This window comes from Bacillus sp. MMSF_3353 (genome assembly GCF_030733445.1).
In the GTDB taxonomy this organism is placed as follows: Bacteria; Bacillota; Bacilli; order Bacillales; family Bacillaceae_G; genus Bacillus_A; species Bacillus_A wiedmannii.
In genome coordinates this window covers 45,505-70,564 of the sequence record NZ_JASHJA010000002.1, presented here as the reverse complement: position 1 = coordinate 70,564, position 25,060 = coordinate 45,505, and the positions used below count along the sequence as shown (strand labels likewise).

The following is a 25,060-nucleotide window of genomic DNA, read 5'->3' as shown; positions in this document are numbered from 1 at the left end:
ATAAACATGACAATCGGTACATTACCTTTCGATCAAGAAACAATCCGTCAGCGCGCAAGCGAAGTAAACGAAGCTGCTTGGTTGACTGAGTTCCGCTTACAAGCTCTTGCACAAGCAACTGAACTTCCAATGCCAACGCCTGATAAAACGAAAATTGAAAAATGGGACTTTATCGGAAAAGGCGACGCTGCTAAGCAAGAGCCTGTAAGTTCTTTAACAGAGCTTCCAGAAGCAGTGAAAAACTTAATCGATGAAAATAACAGCGTATTAGTACAACGTACTGGTACAACTGCATTCGTTTCTTTAGCAGACGAAGCAAAAGAAAAAGGTGTTATTTTTACAGACATCCTAACAGCTGCAACAGAGCATGCTGAACTATTACAAAAGTATTTAATGAAAGACGGCGTGAAGGTAGACGAGCATCGTTTAACTGCACTTCATGCTGCATTAATCAACGGCGGTGCATTTGTATATGTTCCGAAAAACGTTGTTCTTGAAACTCCACTTCAAGCTGTATTCTTAGTAGACGGCGAAGAAGCTAACGTATATAACCACGTATTATTCGTAGCTGATGCGAACAGTACTGCAACTTATGTAGAAAACTACGTTGCAAATGAAAATGCTAAAGGTATTGCAAATATCGTAGCAGAAGTAATCGTGGAACAAGGCGCACAAGTGAAATTTGGTGCGGTTGATCTATTAGCAAAAGACGTAACAACTTACGTTAACCGCCGCGGTGTTGTTGGACGCGACGGCCGCATTGATTGGGCTCTAGGCCTTATGAATGACGGAAACACAATTTCAGAGAACGTTACGAATTTAATGGGCGACGGATCATATGCTGATACAAAAACAGTAACAATTGGTCGTGGTAACCAAACACAAAACTTTACAACTAAAGTTGTTCACTTCGGTAAACACTCTGAAGGTTGGATTTTAAAACACGGTGTACAAAAAGATAGTGCAACATCTATCTTTAACGGAATTGGTAAGATTGAACATGGTGCATCTAAATCAAATGCACAACAATCTTCTCGCGTTCTTATGTTAGATGAAAAAGCTCGCGGTGATGCAAACCCAATTCTTTTAATCGACGAAGATGATGTAATGGCAGGTCACGCAGCTTCAGTAGGCCGCGTAGATCCGTACCAATTATACTACTTGATGAGCCGTGGTATTCCAAAACGCGAAGCAGAACGTTTAGTCATCCATGGATTCTTAGCACCTGTAGTAAATGAGCTTCCAATTGAAGGAGTAAAGGCACAGCTTGTTGAGGTAATTGAAAGGAAAGTTCGCTAATGAATATTCATGAAATACGCAAACAGTTTCCAATTCTTGATCAAAAAGTGAACGGCAAACAACTTGTATATTTCGATAGTGCAGCAACTTCTCAAAAACCAATTCAAGTCATTGAAACGTTAGAACGTTACTATAAAGAATATAATTCTAACGTGCATCGCGGTGTTCATACGCTCGGTACGAAAGCTACCGACGCGTATGAAGGTGCACGCGAGAAAGTTCGCAAGTTTATTAACGCGAAATCAATGGAAGAGATTATTTTCACGCGCGGAACGACAACTGCATTAAATACAGTAGCGGCTAGCTATGGTCTTGAAAATGTAAAAGAAGGCGATGAAATCGTTATTTCTTACATGGAACACCATAGTAACATCATTCCGTGGCAACAAGTTGCGAAGAAAACTGGTGCAACTTTAAAATACCTTCCGCTTCAACCAGACGGTACAATTTCTTTAGAAGATGTTCGTCAAACAGTTACACCGAATACAAAAATCGTTTCTATTATGCAAGTATCAAACGTACTTGGAACGATTAACCCTGTAAAAGAAATCGGAGCAATTGCACATGAAAACGGTGCAATCATGATCGTTGATGGAGCACAAAGTGCACCTCATATGAAAGTGGATGTACAAGATTTAAACTGTGATTTCTACGCATTATCTGCTCATAAGATGTGCGGACCTACAGGTATCGGCGTATTATATGGTAAAAAAGAATTGCTGAACAATATGGAGCCAATTGAATTTGGCGGTGAAATGATTGATTTCGTAGATTTACAAGAATCTACTTGGAAAGAGCTTCCGTGGAAGTTTGAAGCAGGTACACCGATTATCGGTAATGCAATCGGACTTGGTGCGGCAATTGATTTCCTAGAAGAAATCGGTCTTCATAATATTGAAAAGCATGAACATGAATTAGCGCAATATGCTTTAGAAAGACTATCAGAAGTAGATGGCGTTACAATTTATGGTCCAAAGCATCGCGCTGGTCTTGTTACATTTAATATTGAAGACGTACATCCTCATGATGTAGCAACTGTATTAGATGTAGAAGGCATTGCGGTTCGCGCAGGACACCACTGTGCACAACCGCTTATGAAGTGGCTGAAAGCTTCTTCTACAGCACGTGCGAGCTTCTATTTATATAATACAAAAGAAGAAATTGATACATTTGTTGAATCACTAATCAAGACAAAGGAGTATTTCACAAATGTCATTTAATAATTTAGATACGTTATACCGTCAAGTTATTATGGATCATTATAAGAATCCTCGTAACAATGGCGTGTTAGAAGATAGTGTTACTGTTAACTTGAACAATCCAACTTGCGGCGATCGTATTCAACTTACGATGAAAGTAGAAGAAGGTATTGTACAAGAGGCGAAGTTTGAAGGAGAAGGGTGTTCTATCTCAATGTCTTCAGCTTCGATGATGACACAAGCAGTAAAAGGTAAGAAAATTGAAGAGGCACTTCAGCTTTCTAAAATTTTCTCTGACATGATGCTAGGAAAAGAGTACGATGACAGCATTGATTTAGGAGATATTGAAGCATTACAAGGCGTATGCAAGTTCCCTGCACGTATTAAATGTGCAACATTAGCGTGGAAAGCGTTAGAAAAGGGCTTAAACGAAGATAAGTAATGTTAAAGGTTCCTAAAAACGAGGTTATCTAAGGAGGGACACACCAACATGGCGAAGCAACTGCCAGATATCGGCGATTATAAATATGGTTTCAAAGACAAAGACGTTTCGATTTTCCGTGCTGGACGCGGTTTAACAAAAGAAATCGTTGAAGAGATTTCACGTATGAAAGAAGAACCACAGTGGATGTTAGACTTCCGTTTAAAATCACTGGATAAGTTCTATGAAATGCCAATGCCACAATGGGGCGGCGACTTAAACGACTTAGATTTCGATGAAATTACGTACTACGTAAAACCATCTGAGAAATCTGAGAAGTCTTGGGATGAAGTACCTGAGGAAATTAAAGCGACATTTGATAAATTAGGTATTCCTGAAGCTGAGCAAAAATATTTAGCTGGTGTATCTGCACAGTACGAATCTGAAGTTGTATACCACAACATGAAAGAAGACCTAGAAGCTCTAGGAATCGTCTTCAAAGATACAGATAGCGCATTAAAAGAGAACGAAGATATTTTCCGTGAGCATTTCGGAAAAGTAATCCCACCAACAGACAACAAATTCTCTGCATTAAACTCTGCAGTTTGGTCTGGTGGATCATTCATCTACGTTCCAAAAGGTATTAAAGTGGATACACCACTTCAAGCGTACTTCCGTATTAACTCTGAAAATATGGGACAATTCGAGCGTACGCTTATCATCGTAGACGAAGGCGCACACGTACACTATGTAGAAGGTTGTACAGCACCTGTTTACACGACTAACTCACTTCACAGTGCGGTAGTAGAGATCATCATTAAGAAAGATGCATATTGCCGTTATACAACAATCCAAAACTGGGCGAACAACGTATACAACCTAGTTACAAAACGTGCGGTTTGTGAAGAAAACGCAACGATGGAATGGATTGACGGTAACATCGGATCTAAATTAACGATGAAATACCCAGCGGTTATCTTAAAAGGCGAAGGCGCTCGTGGTTTAACATTATCTATCGCGATTGCTGGTAAAGGCCAACACCAAGATGCTGGTGCGAAAATGATTCACTTAGCACCAAACACGTCTTCAACAATCGTTTCTAAATCGATTGCGAAGCATGGTGGTAAAGTAACTTACCGTGGTATCGTGCAATTCGGACCAAAAGCGAAAAACTCTCGCTCTAACATCGAGTGTGACACGTTAATCATGGATAACCAATCTACATCTGATACAATTCCTTACAACGAAATCAAAAACGATTACGTTTCACTTGAACACGAAGCGAAAGTATCGAAAGTATCAGAAGAACAATTATTCTACCTAATGAGCCGCGGTATTTCTGAGCAAGAAGCTACAGAAATGATCGTAATGGGCTTCATCGAGCCATTCACTCGCGAACTTCCAATGGAATACGCAGTTGAAATGAACCGCCTGATCAAGTTTGAGATGGAAGGTTCTATTGGTTAATATATGTATGAAGAAAGCGCCCTGCACAGCAGGGCGCTTTCTTATGTTGTGCTGGGGTCGATTCAGTTTAGGTCAGTCTGGTATACCCAGGTTGGTATTCAGCTGAATATATCAGCGATTATTGCAATATATCGACTTATCGACAAAGTAAGACAAAAGTAATTCTTCATATACCCCGCAACATTTTATATGAAAAAAGAACGATTGGAAGTAAGGCAAAGATACTGACAAATCCACTGACAATCTATTGGGGAATCCAATCAAACCCCAACAAATCCCCCGTTCAATCATCTAAAACCCTTCCACACACTAGAAAAAGTTTTCTTATCAAAAAGGACAATCTTTTGCTTTTTCTTATAATGCGAGTACAATGTAAAATAGCAAGAAAAGACGAAAAGTATTTACAGGATTATTGCGTACGTGTAGCGTAAATGGCAGTAAGGAACTGAGAGGAGGTTTTTTCTCTGAATATAAATAAAGAAACAATCATCCACCTTTATCATACAAACGATATACATAGTCATTTTGAAAATTGGCCGCAAATTTCTCGGTTTGTACAAGGGGAGAAAAAGCGAAGACAGGAAGCGGGAGAGACCGTTTTGACGGTTGATATCGGCGATCATGTGGATCGTTTTCATAGTATTTCGGAAGCGACGAATGGACTTGGCAATACGAAGCTTTTGAATGAGGCGTTATATGATTATGTAACGATCGGAAATAATGAAGGAATTACGTTAGCGAAGGAGCATTTGAATCGTCTATATGATGCTGCTGGATTTGAGGTGCTCGTCGCGAATTTATTTGAAAAAGAAGGGGTACGTCCAGCGTGGGCAAAGCCTTATAAATTACATACAACGACAGATGGAATTACGATTGCTTTTATCGGATTAACAGTAGCGTATCCAGAGTTTTATCATATGCTCGATTGGCATATTGAAGATCCGCTTATCCATTTAGAGTCTATTTTAGAAGAAGTGCGAGATGAGGCTCATATTACGGTTGTCCTTTCTCATCTTGGAAAAAGCATGGATGAGTATATGGCAGAGCATTATGATATAGATGTTATTTTAGGTGCACATACGCACCATTTATTTGAGCGTGGCATTCTTATGAATAATACTTTACTTTGTTGTTGTGAAAAGTGGGGACGTTACGTTGGGCACGTTCAGCTTACTGTGGATAAAGAGACGAAGAAGCTGTTGAAAAAGGACGGTAGAGCGATTAAGACAGAACGTTTAGGTGCTTATAGCAAAACGTTATCCACAATTGAATTGCTGCAGGAAGAAAGTAAACAGATTATGGCAGAGCCTGTCGTTCATTTAAAGGAATCTTTACCAGTCGATTGGTTTCATGAGACGGCATTTTCGCACATGTTAGCAAATGCGCTGAAAACGTGGTGCGGTGCAGAAATTGGAATGGTGAACGCTGGTGTGCTATTAGAGGGATTAAATGAAGGTGTTGTGACGCGCGGAGATATTCACAGAATTTGTCCACATCCAATTAATCCATGTTTATTAAAAGTGCCGGGGAAAACGTTAAGAGAAGTTATTTTGAAAGCATGTCGCCCGAATATGGAGAACCTTGAGGTAAAAGGATTCGGATTTCGTGGAAAAGTGATGGGGAAAATGATTTACGCTGGTGTCGAAGTCATTCCAGATATGATTCCTGGGAATAAAATTTTACTGGAAGATGTATTGATTAACGGGGAATCGCTGGAATTAGATCGTATATATACGGTAGGAACGATTGATATGTTTACATTCGGATACTTATACCCAGAGCTATCCACACTTTCTGACAAACAATATTATATGCCAGAGTTACTCAGAGATGTGTTAACAGACGTGTTGATAACTCATACATCTTCCGTCAAACTATAGGCTAGTTAACTTGTAACACTCATTTTTCTCTTGTCATACAGATAAGAAAGAGAGGAGTGTGAACTATGGTTAATGTGGAGCCAATTATAATCGATAATTATACGTTTATTGCGGTTAGCGTCAAACTTCCAAAGACAAATTTGCTAGCTGTAATGAGCGATAAAGGATATATTATGTGCGGTGCATTAGATGTAGGTCTTTTAAATGAGAAGTTAGGTGATCGAGGAATTATTGCTGGCCGTGCGGTTGGTGTAAGAACGATTGAACAACTTCTTGAAGCGCCGCTAGAATCAGTAACGATTGAGGCCGAAGCATTAGGTATTACGGCAGGCACAATCGGAAAAGAAGCATTATTAAAAATGAGATAAGCATATATCGTCCCTCCTTCTTGCATAGAAATGATATAAGAAGGAGGTTTTTTTATGAGTATATTTCGTTCGAAAAATTCGCGGTTTCGAAGGGGACCAATTTCCTTTCGGCACATACTGCTTATGTCGTTTATTCTTTTTGTCATATTACTCGTGCAAGGATTATGGATTGTGAATAAAAGCATTCAGCCGACATTACTTAAATATGGGGAAGTAGAGACGCATAAAATGGCGACAGCGGTTATGACGAAGGCGGTAAAAGATAGAATTAATGAAGGGTTTGATGTCGATTCATTAATGAAAGTACAAAATGATAAAAACGGAAAAGTATCCACAATTAATTTAAATACAAAGCAAGTAAATGAAATCGTAACGTCAACGACCACATACATAGAAAAATATTTACAGCAAGTAGAACAAGGTGATTTGAAGGGGCTAGGTATTTCTGAAAAAAATGGAGCAACGATGGCAGTTCCTTTTGGTCGTGTAACGGATAATGCGCTTCTTGGAAATATAGGTCCCGATATTCCAATTGATTTCACGACGATTGGTCATGTGAATACGGATATTAAACAAAAAATTGAACCGCACGGGATCAATACGACAGCGATTCAAATTATTATGGAGATGGAAGTCACGTTGCAAGTGATTATTCCATTTCATACGAAAGAAATAAAGGTAAAACAAGATGTTCCGATTGCAACGCGTATTGTTCAAGGGGAAGTGCCTACTTATTATGGAAGTGGGAGTGTTGTTGTACCTGATAAAAAGAAAACGGATAGTTAGCCGAATTAAAAAAATAACCGTAGCAATATGCTACGGTTATCGTTTTGTATTCGTGCGTTCTTTTCGCTCCCAAAGACTTAAATGCATGTATGGATCGAAAGCCCATTCTGTATAACCATTGTCTTTATACATACCGAAATGTAGGTGGGGCGGGAATTTTCCAGCTGTGCCGGGAGGGCCGTAACCGGTGCTACCGACAAATCCGATTACTTTTCCTGGTTCGACAATTTGTCCAAGCTGTATTTCTTTTGAGAATCCGCCTAAATGAGCGTAATAATGGTAATTATTATGAAGGTCGCGAATACCGATGCGCCATCCGCCAAGACGGTTCCAGCCTTTTGTTTCAATAATGCCATAGCAAGTAGATCTTACTGGTACACCATAGCCTGCAAAAATATCAGTTCCTTCATGAACTCTCCTTCCCCCAAAACTTCTTCCAGCACCGAAAGTACTACGGTAGCTATGGTCACTACGAATCGGAAGAGGGAAAGCATTTCCTTCTAAATTAATACGTCCGTAATGTTTATAAATTTGGGCGTATTCGGTAATTAATTCAACTGTTTTCGCACGTCTATAATATTCCCAAAGCATAATGTGAACACGGTCTTCGGACGTTCCTTGTTTCTTTAAAATTGTCGCTGCTGTATGCAGAAGATCACGGTCGTTATTTGCGTTTGCAAATCCATCTTTGTCACCATCTAAACCCAATCCGCCAAATAGAGAAATTGTATGGGGGAGAGTGTCGTTACCATTAACGGGACCAGCCCATATTTCTGGTTTGAAATAAAGGGAGATAATGGCATCTGGTTTTTTCGGAATATCTTTTCTTACGCTCCGTATATTTCTTTCGTATTGATCCATTGCAGCTAAGTAATACCACGGAATGCCTGAAGATTGCTCGGTTTCTTTATATAGTGCCATGCGCTTTTCGTATATGCTTTGCTGATTATCTTCACCGTAAGCGATATTTTGGTGGAGAAGAAAGCAAATCGAAAGCAAAAGAGAAATTTTTCGAAGCATGAAATAGACTCCTTTCACAACATCACTCTTTTTAGTGTGGGATATACGGAGTATTTCATTATAGGGAACGATTGGAAAAAATCTTAGAATCTTCATTTGAGCAAATCGCTTTCATACGTTAGAATAGATATGTTACATTGAAAGAAGCGAACACGGTAAATTATTTCATATTGTGCGGAGTTGATAACCATGACAAAACAAACAGAATATAAGCGCAAGCCCGAATGGTTGAAAATTAAGTTAAACACGAATGAAAACTATACAGGCTTAAAGAAAATGATGCGTTCTAAGAATCTTCATACAGTTTGTGAGGAAGCAAAATGTCCGAATATTCATGAATGCTGGGCTGTAAGAAAAACAGCAACATTTATGATTTTAGGTGCGGTTTGTACACGTGCTTGTCGTTTTTGTGCGGTTAAAACAGGCTTACCAACTGAGCTTGATTTACAAGAGCCAGAACGCGTAGCAGATTCTGTAGTACAAATGGGCTTAAAGCACGTTGTTATAACAGCGGTTGCACGTGATGATTTAAAGGACGGGGGAGCAGCTGTTTTTGCTGAAACAGTACGCGCTGTACGTCGTAAAAATCCATTTACGTCAATCGAAGTATTACCATCTGATATGGGTGGAGTAGAAGAAAACTTAAAAATGTTAATGGATGCAAAACCAGATATTTTAAACCATAACATTGAAACAGTACGTCGATTATCTGACCGAGTTCGCGCTAGAGCAAAATATGATCGTTCATTAGAGTTTTTACGTCGAGCAAAAGAAATGCAGCCTGATATTCCAACTAAATCGAGCATTATGGTGGGCTTAGGTGAAACGAGAGAAGATTTAATTGAAGCGATGGATGACTTACGTGCAAACAATGTGGATATTTTAACTCTTGGACAATACCTACAGCCATCTAAGAAGCATTTACCAGTTCTTAAATATTACCCACCAGCAGAATTTGCAGAGCTTAAAGAAATTGCACTTAGCAAAGGCTTTAGCCACTGTGAAGCTGGCCCACTTGTGCGTTCTTCTTACCATGCGGACGAGCAGGTTCGTTCTGCAAAAGAAAAAACAGCAGAAGCAAAATAATGAAAAAAGAGAGCTAATCATTAGCTCTCTTTTTGTTTATATTCTAAAACAGTATTTGGGCATGTTAATAAGATTTTCTTTAATTCCTCTGTGGATAATTCAATTGTAAATTCAGGTACACCAGGTGTAATTAAAATTTTATCGTAAGCATAAATAGCACTATCCACAATAATCGTTACATTTTGTGAATAACCGAAAGGAGCTACACATCCTGGAGTACAGCCTGTTTCTTCTCTTAGCTCATCAGGAGAACAGAGAGATAAGCTTTCTCCTGTTATTTCTTTCATCTCTCCTCGGTTGAGCCTTGTACCCTCTAACGTAAAAAATACGTAATAATCTCCAGACTTTGATTTTAAAAATAAGCTTTTACTTGGAGTGCCGTGTAAGCCAAGCCTTTCACGTACGATACGATCTGTTTCATAATCGAGTACTGGTTCGTGTTCAAACTTTTCGTAAGAAGCATTTGTTTTATGTAGTAAAGCAAGTACATCTTCGTACATATGGAGTGATACCCCTTTCTATTGTTAGTACAGTTTCTTCTCGTGGCGTCAACTGAATGTGTTGGAAAGAGATATTACTTGGACGGTGCTTCCCATAATCGTTTTAGGATACATTGTTTATCGAGTGTAATTTCGTAAATATCAGGATTCGTTAAAGCTCTCCATTCAATAAAGCCGATCGTATGATCAAAGTGCTTTAAAATGAGCGTCAGTAAGTTGCCATGTGTAACAAGTAGTGTTGTAGTATGGTTTAACTTTAAAACGTCTTGGATAAGTGATATAGCACGATCCGTCGCTTGTTTTGTTGACTCTCCGCCTGAAAAGGCGATATCTATATTTGTAAAAGTAGATTCTAGTTTTTGCAACCAATCATCCATTGGAACGTCGCTTAATATGCGTTCAGCTAATCGTTCATCTTCTTGGATAGACAAGTTAGCTTGAAGCGCATAGGGCCGAATAGAATCGATAGCTCGCACAAATGGGCTTGAAATAATATGATCTATTTGTGATTGGTTTTCTAAGAGGAATGTAGCAAGAGTGTTTGCTTGATTTTTTCCTGCAATCGTTAATTCGGCATCACGTTCTTGTCCAGTTGCTGAACAATGTCGTATTACAATCAATTTCTTCACAATTCATCCCCATCTTTCAAGTTGACGCTATATACTTCGACAAATGTGGGAAAAATTCCTTTTTATTGGAAACGGCATATTGATTTAAATATGTGGAAAAGTAATGTGGATAAATGAACATTTGAGGTGTAATGATGAAAAAAATGATATGTATTATATTCGGTCTTTGTTTTTTTATACACTTGTCCACAACATATGCAGAATCCAATCAAAAATTAAATTATCCAAGCAATCGAAATAAATCATTTGTGAGTGAAGATGTGTTTTACGAACAGTTAGATAAGAAAATCTATAAAGAATACAACAATGCAGCATATAGCGTTCGAAAAAAGATTTTATTTAAAGAAGTGCCGGATAAAGAATTTTCTTTCAGAAAAAAAGCAGCCGTGGGTTGTCGTAGTAGCGTGGTACTTCAAGATTTTTTTGTTCACCCTGATCGCCAAGTTTATTTTTTTGCTTCCTTTTCTCAAAATGAAGCAGAAGAGTTTCATAAGTACATTGTTATAGATGCAGAAACAAAGAGGGAGCTGCAAGAGGGCAAGAGTTATCATCATTGCGAAAATCGTGGTAAAAAATAACCCACCAGCTGGTGGGTTATTTTTTATTCCGGTACACTCATTAATTTCTCTTTCATTTTACGAATAAGAATGACAGCACCAATTGTGAAGAGAAGGGTAATTCCTTCTGCAACAAAGATGTTAATTGTTTTTGTTTGATAAAGTGCCGCGAAAAAGTCTACAAATGCGTGGAATAATATAGCGTAAACAAGGAAGATATATTTCTTCTGTTTTACTGCGTATAAGACAAGCATTGTAAAGGCAATTTGCAATACAAGAGCCATAATTCTTTCCAAGCTGCCAAGGAAGTATAAATAAGCAGGTTGTTCTATTAACATATCCTTTACAAGATTTAATTGTGGTAGTTTTTCTGCCATTTGAGCGAAGCTACCATTGTTAATAGCATTAGCGAATATAAGTGTCTGCAATGCAGAGAATCCGCCAACTAAAATGGATTCAATCCCGCCGTGACCAATTCCATAAGCGAAGCCATCTTTATATTCTAGATATTTTTTTAGTAGGAAGAAGAAGGCAACGAAGCGTCCTAATTCTTCAAAAATACCAGCAGTTAGTCCGCCATAAATTGCAAAGACAAACGGATTTTCTAAAAATGGAGCGATTGCTGGATTACCACGCATAAATAGGTGGAACGGTGTTTCGAGAATTTGGGTAAATCCAATAAAGATAAGAACACCAACGCCGACCACTTTCCAATTAATATTATATTTTTTACGGAAATAAACAAACGCAATAATAGGTACCAGAATCGAAATCACAAGTTGAATTGTGATACTGGCAATTACCGTACTTGAAACCATACTTTCACCGCTTTCTAATATATGTACATATCTATTATGCATGAAATATAGTGGAGATGAAACTTTTAACAAAAAATGAATTTACTTATTGACTCTAACGTTGCGTCATACTTTATCGTATGTATTAAGGGGGAGATACACATGACAATGAAGGTAAAAGAAGTAGCTAATTTAGTTGGAATTAGTGTGCGCACACTGCATCATTACGATGAAATTGGGTTGTTAACCCCAGACGAGACGACAGAGTCTGGATATCGTCTGTATTCCAATAAAAATTTAGAGACATTGCAGCAAATTTTATTTTTTAAAGAGCTAGGCTTCCCTTTGAAGAAAATTAAAGAAATTATCATGAGTCCATCATTTGACCACGAAGAAGCACTACAGCTTCATAAGAAAATGCTTCTTGAAAAACGTGCCAGATTAGATAAGGTGATTGCGACAATTGATAAAACAATTCAGCATACAAAAGGAGAGATTGAAATGACGAATAAAGAGAAATTTGAAGGCTTCGATTTCAGCCATAATCCGTACGAAGAAGAAGCGCGTGAACGATGGGGAGACGCAGCTGTAGATAAAGCGAATGAATACGCGAAAGGTATGTCAAAAGATAATCAAGAAGAGTTTAATACTATTTACAGAAATTTAGCGGCGCTTAGACACGGCGCACCAGATTCTAAAGAGGCACAGGAAGCAATCGGGGTATGGTACGATTACTTGCAAAACTTTGGAGAATATTCACTAGATGCTTTTAAAGGACTCGGTCAAATGTACGTCGCTGATGAGCGCTTCACGAAAAATATCGATAAGTTTGGTGAAGGTTTAGCACAGTTTATGTGTGATGCGATGGAGGTTTATGCGGATCGTAAGAAATAGTAAAAAAGGTGGAGGTTTTCTCCACCTTCTTTATTTTTTAATCATATCATTCAAAGTCTGATCCCCCGTATTGTTTAAATGAGGATTTTTGCTCATTTCTCGCTTTAGCATGTCGAGGCTCTGTGTATATTCTGTATCATTTAAGCTACCTGATTGAAGGCCTTGAATTTGAGAAATCAACTTTTGGTCTGTTGATACATATGCTTTATAATAGCGAGGGACGATGGACAAAGCAGCTTTATATACTTGATCCGCTACGAGTTTTGGATCCGTTGTGTTTGCACGGTATACAACAAATACTTCATCATCGGTAACGAGCGTAGCAGCGTTTGTAACGTCAGGAAGTTTGACTGTCATGCTTGTAATCATTTCAGCGACTTTCTCACGGTTAATGGCTCCTACTTGTTTGTTAGATACTTCATGTTTTTGTTTAGATGAATAACCGACTCTCGTTAATCTTGTATTTGTATTTTCCGTATGATACATGTCGTTTTTATTGGAAACAAGAACACGACTTCCTTCTTCACGTTCCATTTCGGCTTTATTAGATGATTGACAGCCTGCAAATAAGGAAAGAGTGAGGAGAGAGAGTATAATTTGTTTTTTCACGATGTATCACCTCCTTCTCCATAGCATGCACTAATTTTCAATTTTTTGTATTTGAAATTGTTGGTTGGTATGCTTTGTGATACGATAAAAAGAAGAATGCTTAGAGAGGAAGTTAATGATGGAGCAAAAGCAAGAGCAAGAGATGCATGCTACGGTGAGCATTAATAATGTTCAGTACGAAGTAATTAAAAACTTTCGTGACGGTTTTAGTGAAGAAGCATTTAAAGAGCGTTATGCAGAAATCTTAAATAAATATGATTACATCGTTGGGGATTGGGGTTATGAGCAACTTAGATTGCGCGGTTTCTTTGATGATAGTAATCAACGTTCGACATATGATACGAAAATTAGTACGTTAACGGAGTATTTATACGAGTACTGTAATTTCGGTTGTGCACACTTCGTATTACGAAAAGTGAAGAAATAAAAAAATCCTCTTACGATTGTAAGAGGATTTTTTGCATATTTTCGCTTATAAACAAATCGAGATATGATCGCCTTCAGAAAGTATTGCGTTTGGTTTCATTTGTTGTCCGTTCAATTGAATATCCCCATTTTTAATTTTATCCACAATGCGTGTACGGCTCCAGTCAGAAATATATGTGGATAAAGCTTTATCGATTCGGTGGGAACCGAAAACGAGGTCTAATACAATTGTAATTTCAGCTACGCCGCTTTCTTTATGTTGTGTAATGGAAATGGTAGTAGTTGTTTCTGTTTGATCTTGCTGCGTCATATCGACTGTTTCAACGTGATCAGTGAATGCTTTATAAATACGTAGCTTTTGATTCCACGTATGATCTTTCGGACATTTATAAATGGCAAAACGATATATATTTTTTCCGTTGGCGTTATGCCTACGAATATTCGTGTCAGTAAATAAGGTAGTGCGTCTGCAATTTTTACAATACTTTTCGATTGTGTTTTGTTCATTTTCATATAAACTCCAAGAAAGTTGTACTTTCTGCATTTTTCTTCACCTCTTATAGTAGTGGCAAAGAAACGTAATACAGCTATTTGGATGTCTTGTAGTATGAAGAGATGAGAAATAGACAAAAATAAAAGGAGGTTCCCTTAGGAACCTCCGTAAACATCATACTACAGATGCAATACGTTCCTTTGTAATGGGAATGGGCAGACTACTCCCTTGAAAAAGCAAGGTGCTTTTTTGAGAGTAATGCTATCCAATTGCTGGTCCATTACAAAGTAAATGTTGGCATACGTAGATAACGTCCTTTCTATCCAAATAGATTTATTCTTAATTATAACATATAAGATTGAAAATTCAAAATACTTAAAGCGAAAAAACACCAGCTAAAATAGCTGGTGCCTAAGATAAATTATATAAGTTCAAATAAAAATGAGCGTAATTCTTCTGCAATTTCTTCAGTCATAGAAAATGCATGCTCTAAATAGCCTGGTTCGTTTAAATCGTCAGGACCGATGATTGCAAATCTATTGCGCTGTATATCAAGGACAATTGTTTTACCGTAATGACGATCGGAGTATAAAAGCGCTAAATCATGACGCTCATTTTCTCCCATAAAGCTAACGAAACGAGTTCTTGTAGCGACTGTATCGTCGTACAGAAAGAAACGTTCTTCCATACACATGGCTCCTTTATTAAATATCTAAGTTTAAGTGTGGTTTATGATCTAAATGGTGATGCGTTTTAATGAATCGTACCGTTCTTGTTTTGTAACGCATAACGATAGAATATGTTTCAGCTAGATCTCCGCCAAGGAATTTAACACCGTCTAATAACTCACCAGCAGATACACCAGTTGCTGAGAAGATTGCATCATCCCCAGATACTAAGTCATCTAACATAAGAAGTTGACGAGGATCTTCTAATCCCATTTCACGACAACGAGCTTCTTCTTCTTCGTTCATTGGAACTAAGCGAGCTTGCATTTCACCTTCAAGGCATTTTAATGCTGCTGCAGAAATAACACCTTCTGGAGCTCCGCCAATACCTACGAATAAATCAATACCCGTTCCAGGTAGTGCTGTTGCGATTGACGCACCAACATCACCATCACCAAATAATTTTACGCGTGCACCTTTTGCACGAACACGGTCAATAATATCTTGATGACGTTCACGTTCTTGCACGATAACTGTTAGATCGCGAATCTTTTTATTGTTAGCTTCTGCTACAATTTCAATTGTTTTTTCAATTGGATCATCTAAGCTAATTTTACCAGCTGCTTTTGGACCAACCGCGATTTTTTCCATGTACATATCAGGAGCATGAAGGAGGTTTCCTTTATCTGCGATTGCGATAACTGCCATTGCATTTGCAAGACCTTTTGCAACGATGTTTGTACCTTCTAATGGATCAACGGCAATGTCTACTTCTGGACCGTTACCTGTTCCTAGTTCTTCACCAATATACAACATCGGTGCTTCATCAAGTTCTCCTTCACCAATTACAACTGTACCTGCCATGTTTACTGAATCAAACATATCACGCATTGCTGTAGTTGCTGCATCATCTGCTTCGTTTTTCTTTCCGCGGCCCATCCACTGTGCGGATGCTAATGCTGCTGCTTCTGTTACACGGACAATTTCTAGTGCGAGTTCACGTTCCAAGATTCCATTCCTCCAATTTCAAAAATCATACAAATATAACTATAACAAATAACGGAGAAAAGGTGAATTCGAAAAATTGTCGATTTTTTCAGAAGAAAGCGTTACAATTAAAATGTAAATGCTTTAATTTCCAGGTAGGTGACATTCATGTATTTTGTAGACAGAAAGAAAATAGAACAAATGCTAGTATGTTTAGAACGAGCAACAAGTACATTTCAAGAGAAAAAGATATATGAAACCGAGTTTGAATTTTACGCATTAGAACGTATAGCTCATCTAATTATTGATTGTGTATTAGATGTAGGGAATGCGATGATTGATGGATTTATTATGCGCGATCCAGGAAGTTATGAAGATATTATCGATATTTTGATGGACGAGCGAGTGATAAGTGCAGAAGAAGGACAAGGAATGAAAGAAATTATCCTTCTTCGAAAAATGCTTACGCAAGATTATATTCAAATGAATCATGATGAATTATATAAGACGATTCAAAAACATATTGCAGTGGTAGAGAAATACCCAGCAAATATTCGCAGTTATTTAGAGAAGGAATTAGGACCTGTATCTGCATTTGTACCAGAATAATTATGCTTATAAGATCCCCGGGACTGCCTTTTGGGGATCTTATATTGTATGTGAGAAAGTAAAGGGAAAAGGGAGAAGGGGTAAGCATGGGGGAAGCACGTACGACGAAAGATGAAATTGTACAATTGTTGAAAGTTAAGGGAGAGCATACAGTAGCGGAACTAGCTGACGTTTTAGAGATTACAGAAATGGCGATCCGAAGACATTTAAGTAATCTTGAGAAAGATGGTTTCATTTATTCTAAGATGGTAAGACAACATGTCGGAAGACCAACTTATTTATATGGATTAAGTGAAAAGGGAGAAGATACATTCCCGAAGGAGTATAAGCAATTTGCGATTGATATGCTAGAAGATTTAGCTCGAATGGGTGATGAAAAAATACTTCGTTACGTTTTAACAGAGAGAACGAAGCGAATGGAAGAACAGTTGCAAAAACGAGTGAGTAATCAAAAGAATTTAGCATTTAAAGTGCAAGAGATAGCGGCCATGCAAGAGAAAAATGGTTATATGGTTCAAATAAAGAGAGATGGGGAGAACTCTTTCGTAATTGAAAAACAAAACTGTCCGTTAAAAGAAATTGCAGAGAGATTCCCGCAAGTATGCGAAGATGAAAAAGAGATGTATAATCGTTTATTTGCAGGAGCAGATGTAAAGACGTTAGCAAACATGTGTGAGGGCGATTGTAGTTGTTCTTACCAAGTAAAAGAGAAAAAATGAACGTTATGGGGCGCTTTTAGGTAAAGCGTTTTTTTCTTTGGAAAAAGCGGGTAATATAAGAGTGGTATGATAAGGTGAGAACGTTAGCATAGAAGGAGAGACATAATGATGTATAAAGGTTACTTAATTGACTTAGACGGTACGATGTATCGCGGAGAAGAACAAATTGAAGAAGCGAGCGACTTCGTAAAAGCATTAGGAGAGCGCGGCATTCCTTATTTATTCGTTACGAATAATTCAACGCGTAAACCAGAACAAGTGGCAGAAAAACTTGTTCGTTTCGATATTCCAGCGGAAGCAGAGCAAGTATTCACAACGAGTATGGCGACAGCGAACTTCATTTATGAACGTAAACAAGACGCAACTGTATATATGATTGGTGAAGAAGGCTTACATGATGCACTTGTGGAAAAAGGATTTGAACTTGTGGATGAAAATCCTGATTTCGTTGTTGTTGGTTTAGATCGTGACATCACATATGAAAAATTAGCAAAAGCTTGTCTTGCTGTGCGTAACGGCGCAACGTTTATTTCTACAAATGGAGATATCGCCATTCCGACTGAGCGCGGATTATTACCAGGTAACGGTTCATTAACATCAGTTGTAACAGTATCAACAGGCGTGGATCCAATCTTTATTGGAAAACCAGAATCAATCATTATGGAACAAGCGTTAAAAGTGCTTGGTATAGGAAAAGATGAAGCATTAATGGTTGGGGATAACTACGATACAGACATTTTAGCGGGAGTAAATGCTGGCATGCATACCCTTCTTGTCCACACTGGAGTCACAACTGTGGAGAAGTTAACAGAATATGAAGTACAACCAACGCAAGTTGTGCATAACTTGACGGAGTGGATTGAGAAGATGTAATGAAATGCAGGTAACCGGAATAGGTTACCTGTTTTTTATGCATAATTGCATATTCGCCGTTGTTATATAAAATGTAAAATTTATATGTAATGATACAAGGGGGAATCAGAGTGTACTGGATGTCATGTATTATGTTTGTTTTTACATTATGTGTTTTGTTTTTTGTTCTATGGAAGATATATAAAATAAATGAAATGAAAAAAAGCTCAGGAAAACTCATTGCAATGTATCCTCGGGTGAAAAGACGTTGGATTGCATTACTTGGACCAGCATATTTCATTGGGCAATGTATGTATATATATGCTCAGTACGTAAGTGGCGATATTGATACAGTTGAACAGTTTCTCATTCAGCTAGGTATTCATGCTGTAGCAAGTTGTTTTATGACTTTAATAGCTATCCATCTTATTAAAAGTGTACAAATATATGAAAAAGGTGTAGTAGACGGATTAAACTTTTATTCATACGAAGAATTAAAAGGCTATAAAACATCAACATGGGAAAATCCAAAAGAAAATATATTTTTATATCGCGGGCGAGAAAAAATGAATGACAATGTAAATTTACTTATTAGACAGGAAGATATGAATGAATTAGAAAGCATTCTTCAAAGATATATTCCGAAATTAATGATGAAATAAAAAAACTCCGGTTTTAACAACCGGAGTTTTTTATTAGAATGCACGATTCACAACATCTTTAACTTCTTCAAGATATTGCTTACGCACACTGTTATCCACAGAAGGAACACTCGTATAGAATGTATGCTCAATTGTTTCAATACCTGTAAATTCAAAAATACCAACATCTGCTGTTTTCTTCATTGCTTCAAACATACCGCCTGCTGTGTATGCTTCTTTCGTATTTCCCATTGTAGATAATAGTAAGCCTTTTTTACCGCTTAATAACTTTTCAATACCATTTTCACCGTAAGCATAAGCGAAGCCGTGGCTAAATACACGGTCAACGTATCCTTTTAAAATAGCAGGAAGTCCCGCCCACCAAACTGGATAAATGAATGTAATGCTATCCGCCCAAGAGATATGCTCTTGCTCTTCTTTAATATCTTCTGGTGTGTTTCCTTGAGAAAATGAGATGAAATCGGAAGCGCCTAATACTGGATTGAAGTTTAATTCGTATAGATCGCGAACGCGTACTTCATGACCTTTTTCTTCTAATTCACTTTTTACCGTTTCTAAAATCGCATGGTTGAAGCTTTCTGTATTTGGGTGTGCATAAACGATTACATGTTTCATTGCTCTTCCTCCTATTTGTGGATAGTTTTTTATTTATGTAACTATTATGGTTACTGCTTTTATAGAAGTCAAGTAATACATATGTATGTATAAAAAGACGCTCGAAAATCGCCTTTTTATACCCCGCTCATACAAAGTACAAAGAAGACAAATAAAATAATGACAAGACCAATGCCGAAGTTAAATACGAGAGTGCTATCCATATATGTAGCCTCCTTGTTTGAAAGTAAAAAGCACTCTAGTTAAGAGTGCCTTTTTTATTTTGAATCTACTTTATAACTTTTAGAAAGTGATTCATGCGTGTAATGATTTACATTATTTTATGTATTTATACTTTGAAATGAGTAAGTCCTTGTTGGATATAGAAAAAAAGACACTCGTTCGAGTGTCTTTTAAGATGACAAAATGTGCCAATTGCTTGAGGTTGATAAGACGCTAATTTCCGTGTTAACGCCTTTTCTCTAATCAAGAAGTGTAGCAACAGCGATTCAAATAAATTGTACCATCTGTTTAATCGCGGTGCGTATGCAATTGTGCATATTATGATCATGAGGTAGGTAATGAACTGTGAATAATTTGAAGTGATTTATTTACGATTTCTTCTGCGGCATATATGCCGATTGCGTCTGTTTTTAAAATATGGGGTTGTAAGTTATCATGCATTGCCTCTAACTCACCATGAAGTGGTGCGAAGGCATGGTTCGCCTTTTCAAGCATGCATAAATCAAGTAAAGAATCCCCAGCTGTAATAATCGTATCTATTTGCAAAATTTCTTTTATATATTGCACGGCGTCCCATTTATTAATTGGTTTTGGGACAAAGTATAGCTTTCTACCTTGAAGTGAATGATTCCAGCCTTGTTTGTCTAACCAGGAAGTGAAGGATGATAATTCATCATAAGGAATGTTCTCCCGTTTAATAATGCAATAATGGAATAGATCATCAGCTGTTTTTTGTGATATAACCCAATCTTTATGAGCTATTTGTCCAAATTCCTTTAGTATGTCGTTTCTCTCTATACATTCAACCGATAGTCTTTCTTTTACTGTCCTGTTCCAAGTACCATCTTGTTTACCGTTATGAAGGATATTGCCGCCGTTACTTGTAATGGCGTATTCGGGAATGATTTCGTTTTGGAATAAAGCAATACGCTGAAACTGCTCAATAGTTCTTGTTGTAACTGGGATGAAATGTGAGTGCAGTTGTAATTTTTTTAGTAGTGAAATGGTTTTATGTGATATGAAAGAAATTTCTTTTCCATCTAAAGTTTCAATGAGTTGAATTGATTCATCTTCTATAGGGGCACGAAACGATTTCCGGGAATAAATAAGCGTTTGATCAAGATCACTGGCGAAAATCATATTGTTTCCTTCCTAAGAGGCTTAATGAGCCCGCAACATGAATAAGCCATATTCTCATAGGTTTCAATTGGGACATTCTTTTCTTTAGCGAGAAGTAAAATATGCTTTAAACCGGGATTGTTTTGCTTACGTATTAAAATTTTCCACGGTATTCTCCGGAGTAATACACGAGTTGTTTCACCGACTCCTGGTTTAATTAAGTTAATATCGTCAATTTCAAAGTGATTTTGGATAGACTGTATATCTTTTAATCCTTGCCAAGATGGATCAGTGTAAGTTGAAGCAATATAACGTAATTGATTATCTATATGAGAATGAACAGAAGGGAATAAATCTGTTACCTCATCAATGAAGAAATTTGATAAATCTTCGTGTTCTAGCTCTTTATAATATTTAACACCATGAAAATCATTTGGACCGATATAGGTGTCATTTAGTACAGTGCGGCTAATTAGTCCAGAGACTGTTGCATTTAAGCAAGCGCTAGGAATAAGAAAATCTTCACGTGTACCGTAAATTGAAGTACAGTAACCGGGATCAGCAAGCACAGCCATACAATGAGAAATGTGTGTATTATTTCGTTCGTTAAATGTGTGTACTGCATATTCTAATTCTTTTTTTATTGCACCTTTTCCAGTCCACCCATCAATGAATTGAATTGTTTCTTTAGGGTGATGTTCCAAAATATAATGGAGTGCATTTTCATCAATACCGCGTCCGCGAACAATAGAAATACAATAGTGAGGTACATCAAGGTTGTATTGATAGCGTATGTAGCGTTTGATAAGAATGCCAATAGGTGTACCAGCACGAGCTAATGAAACGAGGACAAGGTTAGTTCCTTTAGTTTGTATAATCTGTTCGGCGACAACTCCAACAGCGATGGCTAGCTTGTGTTTATATTGTTGCAGGGAAGAAAAGAATAAATCCATATACGCTTTAGATGGTTTATATTCCATTGGTAACATTTCAGAATAATGTGTGCCAGCTTGAATTGCTTGTTCTCTAGTTTCTGTGGAACTTTCTTTCATTAAATCACTAATATCTTTTAATAGAAAAATAGCATCATTTGGATTGTAACTACTAATATGAGAATTTACTTTTACCATAATTATCAACCTTCCTTTTCTATGCCATTTGAAAATGAGACGATATGAATAAAAGGAATAACTGTTTGTAACTGCTGTAGAAGAGGAAACAGGGCTTCTTCTCCTAAATCACGCTCAATAAAAACAAATACTTCATCGTAATCATGAGGTGAAATATTATAAAAGTAATTTGTAATAGTAGAATCTTCAGGACTTGGATATGAGAAATGATTATGAATGGCATAGTTCACATCATTTGAAACAGGATGGATAGGGCTTCTTGTTGTAGATTGATATAAAATATTTTCACCCATTTCAGCAGCAATTTTCATTGGGATATACATAAATTCACACGTTCCGAGACAGAGTGTTCGTTTTCCAATTCTTTCTCTTTTTAAAGCTTTTCCTGCTTCTTGAGCGAAAGAATGAATGTGCTTTTGTTCATATGCTAAAGTGCCAAATCGCCCAGTATATTTTATATAATTTGATGTATAGGGTGATTTTGGGCAGGTAAGGGTATGCTTTTTGAAATCAGGTTTTGTTTCTTTAATTTGAATATCTGTTTTTGCAATATTTAATGGTTGACCAGTTGTATGAATACTGCCTTCTAATAAAGAAATAACATGAATCTTAATTTGAAGTTCTTCTTCTAATTGTTTAAATTGTTTTCTATTAGTATGAGAACGCCAGTCTAATAAAGAAGCAATTATATATTCTTCTCGTGGGAATTTATTTTGAATAGATCTAATAATATTTAATGCTGTTTTTCCTGTTGTCATCTCATCATCTACGAGAACAATTGGATTGTTGTTTTGAAAAAAGCTTTCATCTACATAACAACGGTGCGATGTTGCGTGAGAATGTTCTTCCTCAAATGTAATGACAGATTCTAGGTGGGGTATCGATTCCCTAGTTGTATGTACATACTTTGCATTTTGAAAGCATTGAAACATAGAATGACCAAGTGATGTCGCTGTTTCAGCGAATCCGATGAACAAAACTTCTTCTTGCAGAGGATATTGATAACGAAATACTTCCTCTGGGATTTCATCAATTTCTAATGAAATGAGATTTAAAATTTCTTTTTGAAATGGATGAGAAATATTATGTAGTATTTCCATATATCTTGCAGCGAGAGCAACTCCACTTGATAGGGAGACTGCAGGTTTAATAGGAAGATGCTTTCCAAGGATTGTACTCACAAATAAAAAACTACGTTTCTTATTTATTCTCGCAGCCATTTGAAAAAGACTGTCTAGCGCTAAATTATATGGATTATCACGTACTTCTACATGAACTTGTATATTATTTAAAACGTTATACGTGTTGCTTTGCGTTTGTAATAAGGAGATCGGTGAATTGTTTGTTTTCATGTAGCACCCCGTAAATATTAGATTTTAAAATGGTTTTGCGAGCCCAGCCATAATGAGGTTTTACTTCATTCATTTTGTTAGAAAAACTGCTTTTTAGCACTCCATTATACGTATCTGCATTTTGTAAAATTGATCTCGCATCTAAATAATCTTCCATTGTGACAATGTGCATTGCCTGTACAACTTTAATATGAGATGGGTGAATAACTGTCTTTCCGATTAAGCCATTTGCATGGTCAAGTGATACCTCTTGAATAAGCCCTTCTTCATGATCATTAGAAAAATATTCCCATACACATCCTGAAATAATATATTCATTTGTTGCCCTTGAGAAAACGTTAATAATGTCTGAAATACAATCACGGACAACGGTAATATGATAGATAGGTGTGTATTTATTGCGTCGAATACTAAATATACTTGAAAAATCAGTAGCACCAATACGTACATTTAAGATGTAATCGTGATAAGAATCTAGTAAATCCTTTATTTGTAATAATGATTCTGCCCGTGTTTCCTTATACATAATTTCGGGGGATTCTAAAATCGGCATGCCATATAGCGATAATGAGTATACCTCGTTTATATATGCAAGCTGATTGATATAAGTCTTTCCGTTAATCGGTGTGAATTTTGGAAAGACAAAACCACATAAACAATGAACAGCACTACCTAATTCAGTAACAATTGTCTTCAGTTGACTTGGCTGTCGAACTCTAATAAAAAGAAGCGGGATGTCTGCTTGATTTAGTATGTTGGCACTGACTAAGTTAGCGATTTGCTGTATTTGAACGACGATGTTTTGCTCTGCAAGTTTTACTTCCTCATCGCTGATAGCGTCCTCTAGACAAAGAATAATTGAGGTAGCATCCACATGTTTCTTTCTAATTATATCTTCCGCAATCGTTTCTTTCGTGCCAGGAGTATATAGTGTGGCGCCTAGTGCGTAAGCTAGTTGTTCTTTCCCTATATTTTTTGAAAAACTAAGAGGTTCTTTATAGAAAAAATTTTGCCGTTCTTCCGAGGAGAGATAAGAAAAGTAATTCAAATTGTCACCACCTTATTTGTAATGATTCTGTTTAATCGTAACATAATAAGAAAAATCTTCCATAAAAATGAAGCGATAAATTAAAAAAATATATTGAGAAAGATGAATTATAAGATGAATATCGAATATTGTTAATAGAAATATAATAGGGGGAAAGAGAAAGTGGATATACATAAGTTAACGATAGAAGAAGCAAAGGAGATAAATACGTGGACGTACGAGGAACCATATAGTTTATATAGTTTTTCAGGCGAGAAAGAAGTAATAGAAGAACTATTAGATGGAACGTATTATGGCTGTTGTGACGATCAAGGAGAGTTCATCGGCTATTTTTGTTTTGGAGAAAATGCACAAGTACCAGGTGGAAGAGATGCTAATTTATATGGTGGAGAAGATGTGATTGATATCGGACTTGGTATGAAGCCGGCGTTAACTGGGAATGGAATGGGGAAAGAATTTTTCCAAGCTGGAATAGCGTTTGCTACGAAAGAGTTTAATGCAAAAATGTTTCGATTAAGCGTAGCGACATTTAATACAAGAGCAATTACGTTATATAAAAATATCGGATTTAAACAAGGACCTACTTTTTTGAGCCGCGGGAGAGAATTTATGCTCATGGAATACAAAAGACCGTCAGTATGAAACT

At 37.0% G+C, this 25,060-nt stretch carries 29 protein-coding genes; 16 read left to right on the top strand and 13 right to left on the bottom strand.

From position 1 onward, the window contains the following. Positions 1-6: 6 nt before the first annotated feature. From sufD to yunB, 7 genes are all read left to right on the top strand, one after another. On the top strand, positions 7-1,299 hold the full coding sequence (gene sufD, locus RBB48_RS05625) for a Fe-S cluster assembly protein SufD (RefSeq protein WP_088064731.1): 1,293 nt from the start codon (positions 7-9) through the stop codon (positions 1,297-1,299). Then, positions 1,299-2,519 carry a cysteine desulfurase SufS gene (gene sufS, locus RBB48_RS05620; protein ID WP_001020765.1) on the top strand — a complete coding sequence of 407 codons (1,221 nt, stop codon included), beginning with the start codon at positions 1,299-1,301 and terminating at the stop codon, positions 2,517-2,519. The genes sufD and sufS overlap by 1 nt, the downstream gene beginning before the upstream one ends. Then, positions 2,509-2,940: a Fe-S cluster assembly sulfur transfer protein SufU gene (sufU, locus tag RBB48_RS05615; protein WP_000009525.1), complete on the top strand. Its 432-nt coding sequence runs from the start codon at positions 2,509-2,511 to the stop codon at positions 2,938-2,940. The genes sufS and sufU overlap by 11 nt, the downstream gene beginning before the upstream one ends. A 48-nt stretch (positions 2,941-2,988) precedes the next feature. Continuing rightward, positions 2,989-4,386, top strand: coding sequence for a Fe-S cluster assembly protein SufB (gene sufB / locus RBB48_RS05610; RefSeq protein ID WP_001118829.1), 1,398 nt, complete (start codon positions 2,989-2,991; stop codon positions 4,384-4,386). Positions 4,387-4,850: 464 nt separating this feature from the next. Continuing rightward, on the top strand, positions 4,851-6,266 hold the full coding sequence (locus tag RBB48_RS05605; RefSeq protein ID WP_306472130.1) for a bifunctional metallophosphatase/5'-nucleotidase: 1,416 nt from the start codon (positions 4,851-4,853) through the stop codon (positions 6,264-6,266). 65 nt (positions 6,267-6,331) lie between these two features. Next, positions 6,332-6,634 carry a YunC family protein gene (locus RBB48_RS05600; protein WP_000248463.1) on the top strand — a complete coding sequence of 101 codons (303 nt, stop codon included), beginning with the start codon at positions 6,332-6,334 and terminating at the stop codon, positions 6,632-6,634. A gap of 54 nt (positions 6,635-6,688) precedes the next feature. Further along, a complete protein-coding gene (yunB, locus tag RBB48_RS05595) occupies positions 6,689-7,420 on the top strand; it encodes a sporulation protein YunB (protein WP_046954393.1) in 732 nt (243 codons plus the stop codon). A 36-nt stretch (positions 7,421-7,456) separates the two neighbouring features. Here the strand turns inward: yunB and RBB48_RS05590 are convergent, their stop codons facing one another. After that, positions 7,457-8,440, bottom strand: coding sequence for a M23 family metallopeptidase (locus RBB48_RS05590; RefSeq protein WP_000944677.1), 984 nt, complete (start codon positions 8,438-8,440; stop codon positions 7,457-7,459). 189 nt (positions 8,441-8,629) lie between these two features. Between RBB48_RS05590 and lipA the strand changes: the two genes are divergently transcribed. Then, positions 8,630-9,526 carry a lipoyl synthase gene (gene lipA / locus RBB48_RS05585; RefSeq protein WP_000166369.1) on the top strand — a complete coding sequence of 299 codons (897 nt, stop codon included), beginning with the start codon at positions 8,630-8,632 and terminating at the stop codon, positions 9,524-9,526. A gap of 20 nt (positions 9,527-9,546) precedes the next feature. Here the strand turns inward: lipA and RBB48_RS05580 are convergent, their stop codons facing one another. Both RBB48_RS05580 and RBB48_RS05575 read right to left on the bottom strand, forming a co-directional pair. Continuing rightward, on the bottom strand, positions 9,547-10,026 hold the full coding sequence (locus tag RBB48_RS05580) for a YbaK/EbsC family protein (RefSeq protein ID WP_048542306.1): 480 nt from the start codon (positions 10,024-10,026) through the stop codon (positions 9,547-9,549). Positions 10,027-10,100: 74 nt separating this feature from the next. Continuing rightward, positions 10,101-10,655, bottom strand: coding sequence for a histidine phosphatase family protein (locus tag RBB48_RS05575; RefSeq protein WP_088080791.1), 555 nt, complete (start codon positions 10,653-10,655; stop codon positions 10,101-10,103). A gap of 134 nt (positions 10,656-10,789) precedes the next feature. On the opposite strand from RBB48_RS05575, the gene RBB48_RS05570 reads away from it, so the two are divergent. Continuing rightward, positions 10,790-11,233: a hypothetical protein gene (locus RBB48_RS05570; protein ID WP_088064728.1), complete on the top strand. Its 444-nt coding sequence runs from the start codon at positions 10,790-10,792 to the stop codon at positions 11,231-11,233. A 23-nt stretch (positions 11,234-11,256) separates the two neighbouring features. Here RBB48_RS05570 and RBB48_RS05565 read toward each other — a convergent pair whose 3' ends face one another. After that, positions 11,257-12,072, bottom strand: coding sequence for a YhfC family intramembrane metalloprotease (locus RBB48_RS05565; RefSeq protein ID WP_116868002.1), 816 nt, complete (start codon positions 12,070-12,072; stop codon positions 11,257-11,259). A gap of 99 nt (positions 12,073-12,171) precedes the next feature. Here RBB48_RS05565 and RBB48_RS05560 point away from each other — a divergent pair, with 99 nt between their 5' ends. Then, the gene (locus RBB48_RS05560) at positions 12,172-12,903 is read left to right on the top strand and encodes a MerR family transcriptional regulator (protein ID WP_060488132.1); all 732 of its coding nucleotides are present in this window, start codon (positions 12,172-12,174) and stop codon (positions 12,901-12,903) included. Positions 12,904-12,933: 30 nt separating this feature from the next. On the opposite strand, the gene RBB48_RS05555 is transcribed toward RBB48_RS05560, so the two are convergent. Beyond that, complete coding sequence (locus RBB48_RS05555) at positions 12,934-13,512, bottom strand: YhcN/YlaJ family sporulation lipoprotein (RefSeq protein WP_046954398.1); 579 nt, start codon at positions 13,510-13,512, stop codon at positions 12,934-12,936. A 115-nt stretch (positions 13,513-13,627) separates the two neighbouring features. On the opposite strand from RBB48_RS05555, the gene RBB48_RS05550 reads away from it, so the two are divergent. Continuing rightward, positions 13,628-13,939, top strand: coding sequence for a YutD family protein (locus RBB48_RS05550; protein ID WP_002008894.1), 312 nt, complete (start codon positions 13,628-13,630; stop codon positions 13,937-13,939). Between the two features lie 45 nt (positions 13,940-13,984). Here RBB48_RS05550 and RBB48_RS05545 read toward each other — a convergent pair whose 3' ends face one another. From RBB48_RS05545 to glpX, 3 genes are all read right to left on the bottom strand, one after another. Beyond that, positions 13,985-14,482 carry a cytoplasmic protein gene (locus RBB48_RS05545; RefSeq protein ID WP_098082241.1) on the bottom strand — a complete coding sequence of 166 codons (498 nt, stop codon included), beginning with the start codon at positions 14,480-14,482 and terminating at the stop codon, positions 13,985-13,987. A 370-nt stretch (positions 14,483-14,852) separates the two neighbouring features. Further along, positions 14,853-15,119 (bottom strand): DUF3055 domain-containing protein, encoded by a 267-nt coding sequence (locus tag RBB48_RS05540; protein ID WP_000392614.1) that lies wholly within the window; start codon positions 15,117-15,119, stop codon positions 14,853-14,855. Positions 15,120-15,135: 16 nt separating this feature from the next. Then, positions 15,136-16,107: a class II fructose-bisphosphatase gene (gene glpX, locus RBB48_RS05535; protein WP_000439090.1), complete on the bottom strand. Its 972-nt coding sequence runs from the start codon at positions 16,105-16,107 to the stop codon at positions 15,136-15,138. Positions 16,108-16,254: 147 nt separating this feature from the next. On the opposite strand from glpX, the gene RBB48_RS05530 reads away from it, so the two are divergent. The 4 genes from RBB48_RS05530 (at position 16,255) to RBB48_RS05515 (ending at position 18,928) form a co-directional block, all read left to right on the top strand. Further along, positions 16,255-16,695 (top strand): DUF86 domain-containing protein, encoded by a 441-nt coding sequence (locus RBB48_RS05530; protein ID WP_000274003.1) that lies wholly within the window; start codon positions 16,255-16,257, stop codon positions 16,693-16,695. Between the two features lie 86 nt (positions 16,696-16,781). Further along, on the top strand, positions 16,782-17,414 hold the full coding sequence (locus RBB48_RS05525; protein ID WP_060488135.1) for a helix-turn-helix transcriptional regulator: 633 nt from the start codon (positions 16,782-16,784) through the stop codon (positions 17,412-17,414). A 108-nt stretch (positions 17,415-17,522) separates the two neighbouring features. Further along, the gene (locus RBB48_RS05520; protein WP_002096233.1) at positions 17,523-18,287 is read left to right on the top strand and encodes a TIGR01457 family HAD-type hydrolase; all 765 of its coding nucleotides are present in this window, start codon (positions 17,523-17,525) and stop codon (positions 18,285-18,287) included. 110 nt (positions 18,288-18,397) lie between these two features. Then, positions 18,398-18,928, top strand: a complete 531-nt coding sequence (locus RBB48_RS05515) for an iron ABC transporter substrate-binding protein (protein ID WP_087986025.1) — start codon at positions 18,398-18,400, stop codon at positions 18,926-18,928. A gap of 33 nt (positions 18,929-18,961) precedes the next feature. On the opposite strand, the gene RBB48_RS05510 is transcribed toward RBB48_RS05515, so the two are convergent. From RBB48_RS05510 to RBB48_RS05490, 5 genes are all read right to left on the bottom strand, one after another. Continuing rightward, positions 18,962-19,543: an NAD(P)H-dependent oxidoreductase gene (locus RBB48_RS05510; RefSeq protein ID WP_088064721.1), complete on the bottom strand. Its 582-nt coding sequence runs from the start codon at positions 19,541-19,543 to the stop codon at positions 18,962-18,964. Between the two features lie 546 nt (positions 19,544-20,089). Beyond that, the gene (locus RBB48_RS05505; RefSeq protein ID WP_142291824.1) at positions 20,090-20,905 is read right to left on the bottom strand and encodes an HAD family hydrolase; all 816 of its coding nucleotides are present in this window, start codon (positions 20,903-20,905) and stop codon (positions 20,090-20,092) included. After that, complete coding sequence (locus RBB48_RS05500; RefSeq protein WP_088064720.1) at positions 20,902-22,014, bottom strand: cysteine protease StiP family protein; 1,113 nt, start codon at positions 22,012-22,014, stop codon at positions 20,902-20,904. The genes RBB48_RS05505 and RBB48_RS05500 overlap by 4 nt, the downstream gene beginning before the upstream one ends. Positions 22,015-22,019: 5 nt before the next feature. After that, entirely contained in the window at positions 22,020-23,366 is a 1,347-nt protein-coding gene (locus RBB48_RS05495; protein ID WP_088064719.1) for a phosphoribosyltransferase family protein, read from the bottom strand. Then, a complete protein-coding gene (locus RBB48_RS05490) occupies positions 23,311-24,414 on the bottom strand; it encodes an HpcH/HpaI aldolase/citrate lyase family protein (RefSeq protein WP_306007447.1) in 1,104 nt (367 codons plus the stop codon). Before RBB48_RS05490 ends, RBB48_RS05495 begins: the two co-directional genes overlap by 56 nt. A gap of 162 nt (positions 24,415-24,576) precedes the next feature. On the opposite strand from RBB48_RS05490, the gene RBB48_RS05485 reads away from it, so the two are divergent. Continuing rightward, positions 24,577-25,056, top strand: a complete 480-nt coding sequence (locus RBB48_RS05485) for a GNAT family N-acetyltransferase (protein WP_088064717.1) — start codon at positions 24,577-24,579, stop codon at positions 25,054-25,056. Positions 25,057-25,060 lie beyond the last annotated feature (4 nt).

Excerpts from the sequence above, each read along its gene's own strand:
- sufB (WP_001118829.1), top strand. The coding sequence starts at position 2,989 with ATGGCGAAGCAACTGCCAGATATCGGCGATTATAAATATGGTTTCAAA.
- RBB48_RS05500 (WP_088064720.1), bottom strand. The coding sequence starts at position 22,014 with ATGGTAAAAGTAAATTCTCATATTAGTAGTTACAATCCAAATGATGCT.
- sufS (WP_001020765.1), top strand. The coding sequence starts at position 1,299 with ATGAATATTCATGAAATACGCAAACAGTTTCCAATTCTTGATCAAAAA.
- RBB48_RS05565 (WP_116868002.1), bottom strand. The coding sequence starts at position 12,072 with ATGCATAATAGATATGTACATATATTAGAAAGCGGTGAAAGTATGGTT.
- RBB48_RS05540 (WP_000392614.1), bottom strand. The coding sequence starts at position 15,119 with ATGGAAGAACGTTTCTTTCTGTACGACGATACAGTCGCTACAAGAACT.
- yunB (WP_046954393.1), top strand. The coding sequence starts at position 6,689 with ATGAGTATATTTCGTTCGAAAAATTCGCGGTTTCGAAGGGGACCAATT.
- RBB48_RS05510 (WP_088064721.1), bottom strand. The coding sequence starts at position 19,543 with ATGAAACATGTAATCGTTTATGCACACCCAAATACAGAAAGCTTCAAC.
- RBB48_RS05590 (WP_000944677.1), bottom strand. The coding sequence starts at position 8,440 with ATGCTTCGAAAAATTTCTCTTTTGCTTTCGATTTGCTTTCTTCTCCAC.
- RBB48_RS05520 (WP_002096233.1), top strand. The coding sequence starts at position 17,523 with ATGTATAAAGGTTACTTAATTGACTTAGACGGTACGATGTATCGCGGA.
- RBB48_RS05600 (WP_000248463.1), top strand. The coding sequence starts at position 6,332 with ATGGTTAATGTGGAGCCAATTATAATCGATAATTATACGTTTATTGCG.
- RBB48_RS05580 (WP_048542306.1), bottom strand. The coding sequence starts at position 10,026 with ATGTACGAAGATGTACTTGCTTTACTACATAAAACAAATGCTTCTTAC.
- lipA (WP_000166369.1), top strand. The coding sequence starts at position 8,630 with ATGACAAAACAAACAGAATATAAGCGCAAGCCCGAATGGTTGAAAATT.
- RBB48_RS05495 (WP_088064719.1), bottom strand. The coding sequence starts at position 23,366 with ATGAAAACAAACAATTCACCGATCTCCTTATTACAAACGCAAAGCAAC.
- sufU (WP_000009525.1), top strand. The coding sequence starts at position 2,509 with ATGTCATTTAATAATTTAGATACGTTATACCGTCAAGTTATTATGGAT.
- RBB48_RS05505 (WP_142291824.1), bottom strand. The coding sequence starts at position 20,905 with ATGATTTTCGCCAGTGATCTTGATCAAACGCTTATTTATTCCCGGAAA.
- RBB48_RS05545 (WP_098082241.1), bottom strand. The coding sequence starts at position 14,482 with ATGCAGAAAGTACAACTTTCTTGGAGTTTATATGAAAATGAACAAAAC.
- RBB48_RS05550 (WP_002008894.1), top strand. The coding sequence starts at position 13,628 with ATGATGGAGCAAAAGCAAGAGCAAGAGATGCATGCTACGGTGAGCATT.
- RBB48_RS05570 (WP_088064728.1), top strand. The coding sequence starts at position 10,790 with ATGAAAAAAATGATATGTATTATATTCGGTCTTTGTTTTTTTATACAC.
- RBB48_RS05560 (WP_060488132.1), top strand. The coding sequence starts at position 12,172 with ATGACAATGAAGGTAAAAGAAGTAGCTAATTTAGTTGGAATTAGTGTG.
- sufD (WP_088064731.1), top strand. The coding sequence starts at position 7 with ATGACAATCGGTACATTACCTTTCGATCAAGAAACAATCCGTCAGCGC.
- RBB48_RS05525 (WP_060488135.1), top strand. The coding sequence starts at position 16,782 with ATGGGGGAAGCACGTACGACGAAAGATGAAATTGTACAATTGTTGAAA.
- RBB48_RS05530 (WP_000274003.1), top strand. The coding sequence starts at position 16,255 with ATGTATTTTGTAGACAGAAAGAAAATAGAACAAATGCTAGTATGTTTA.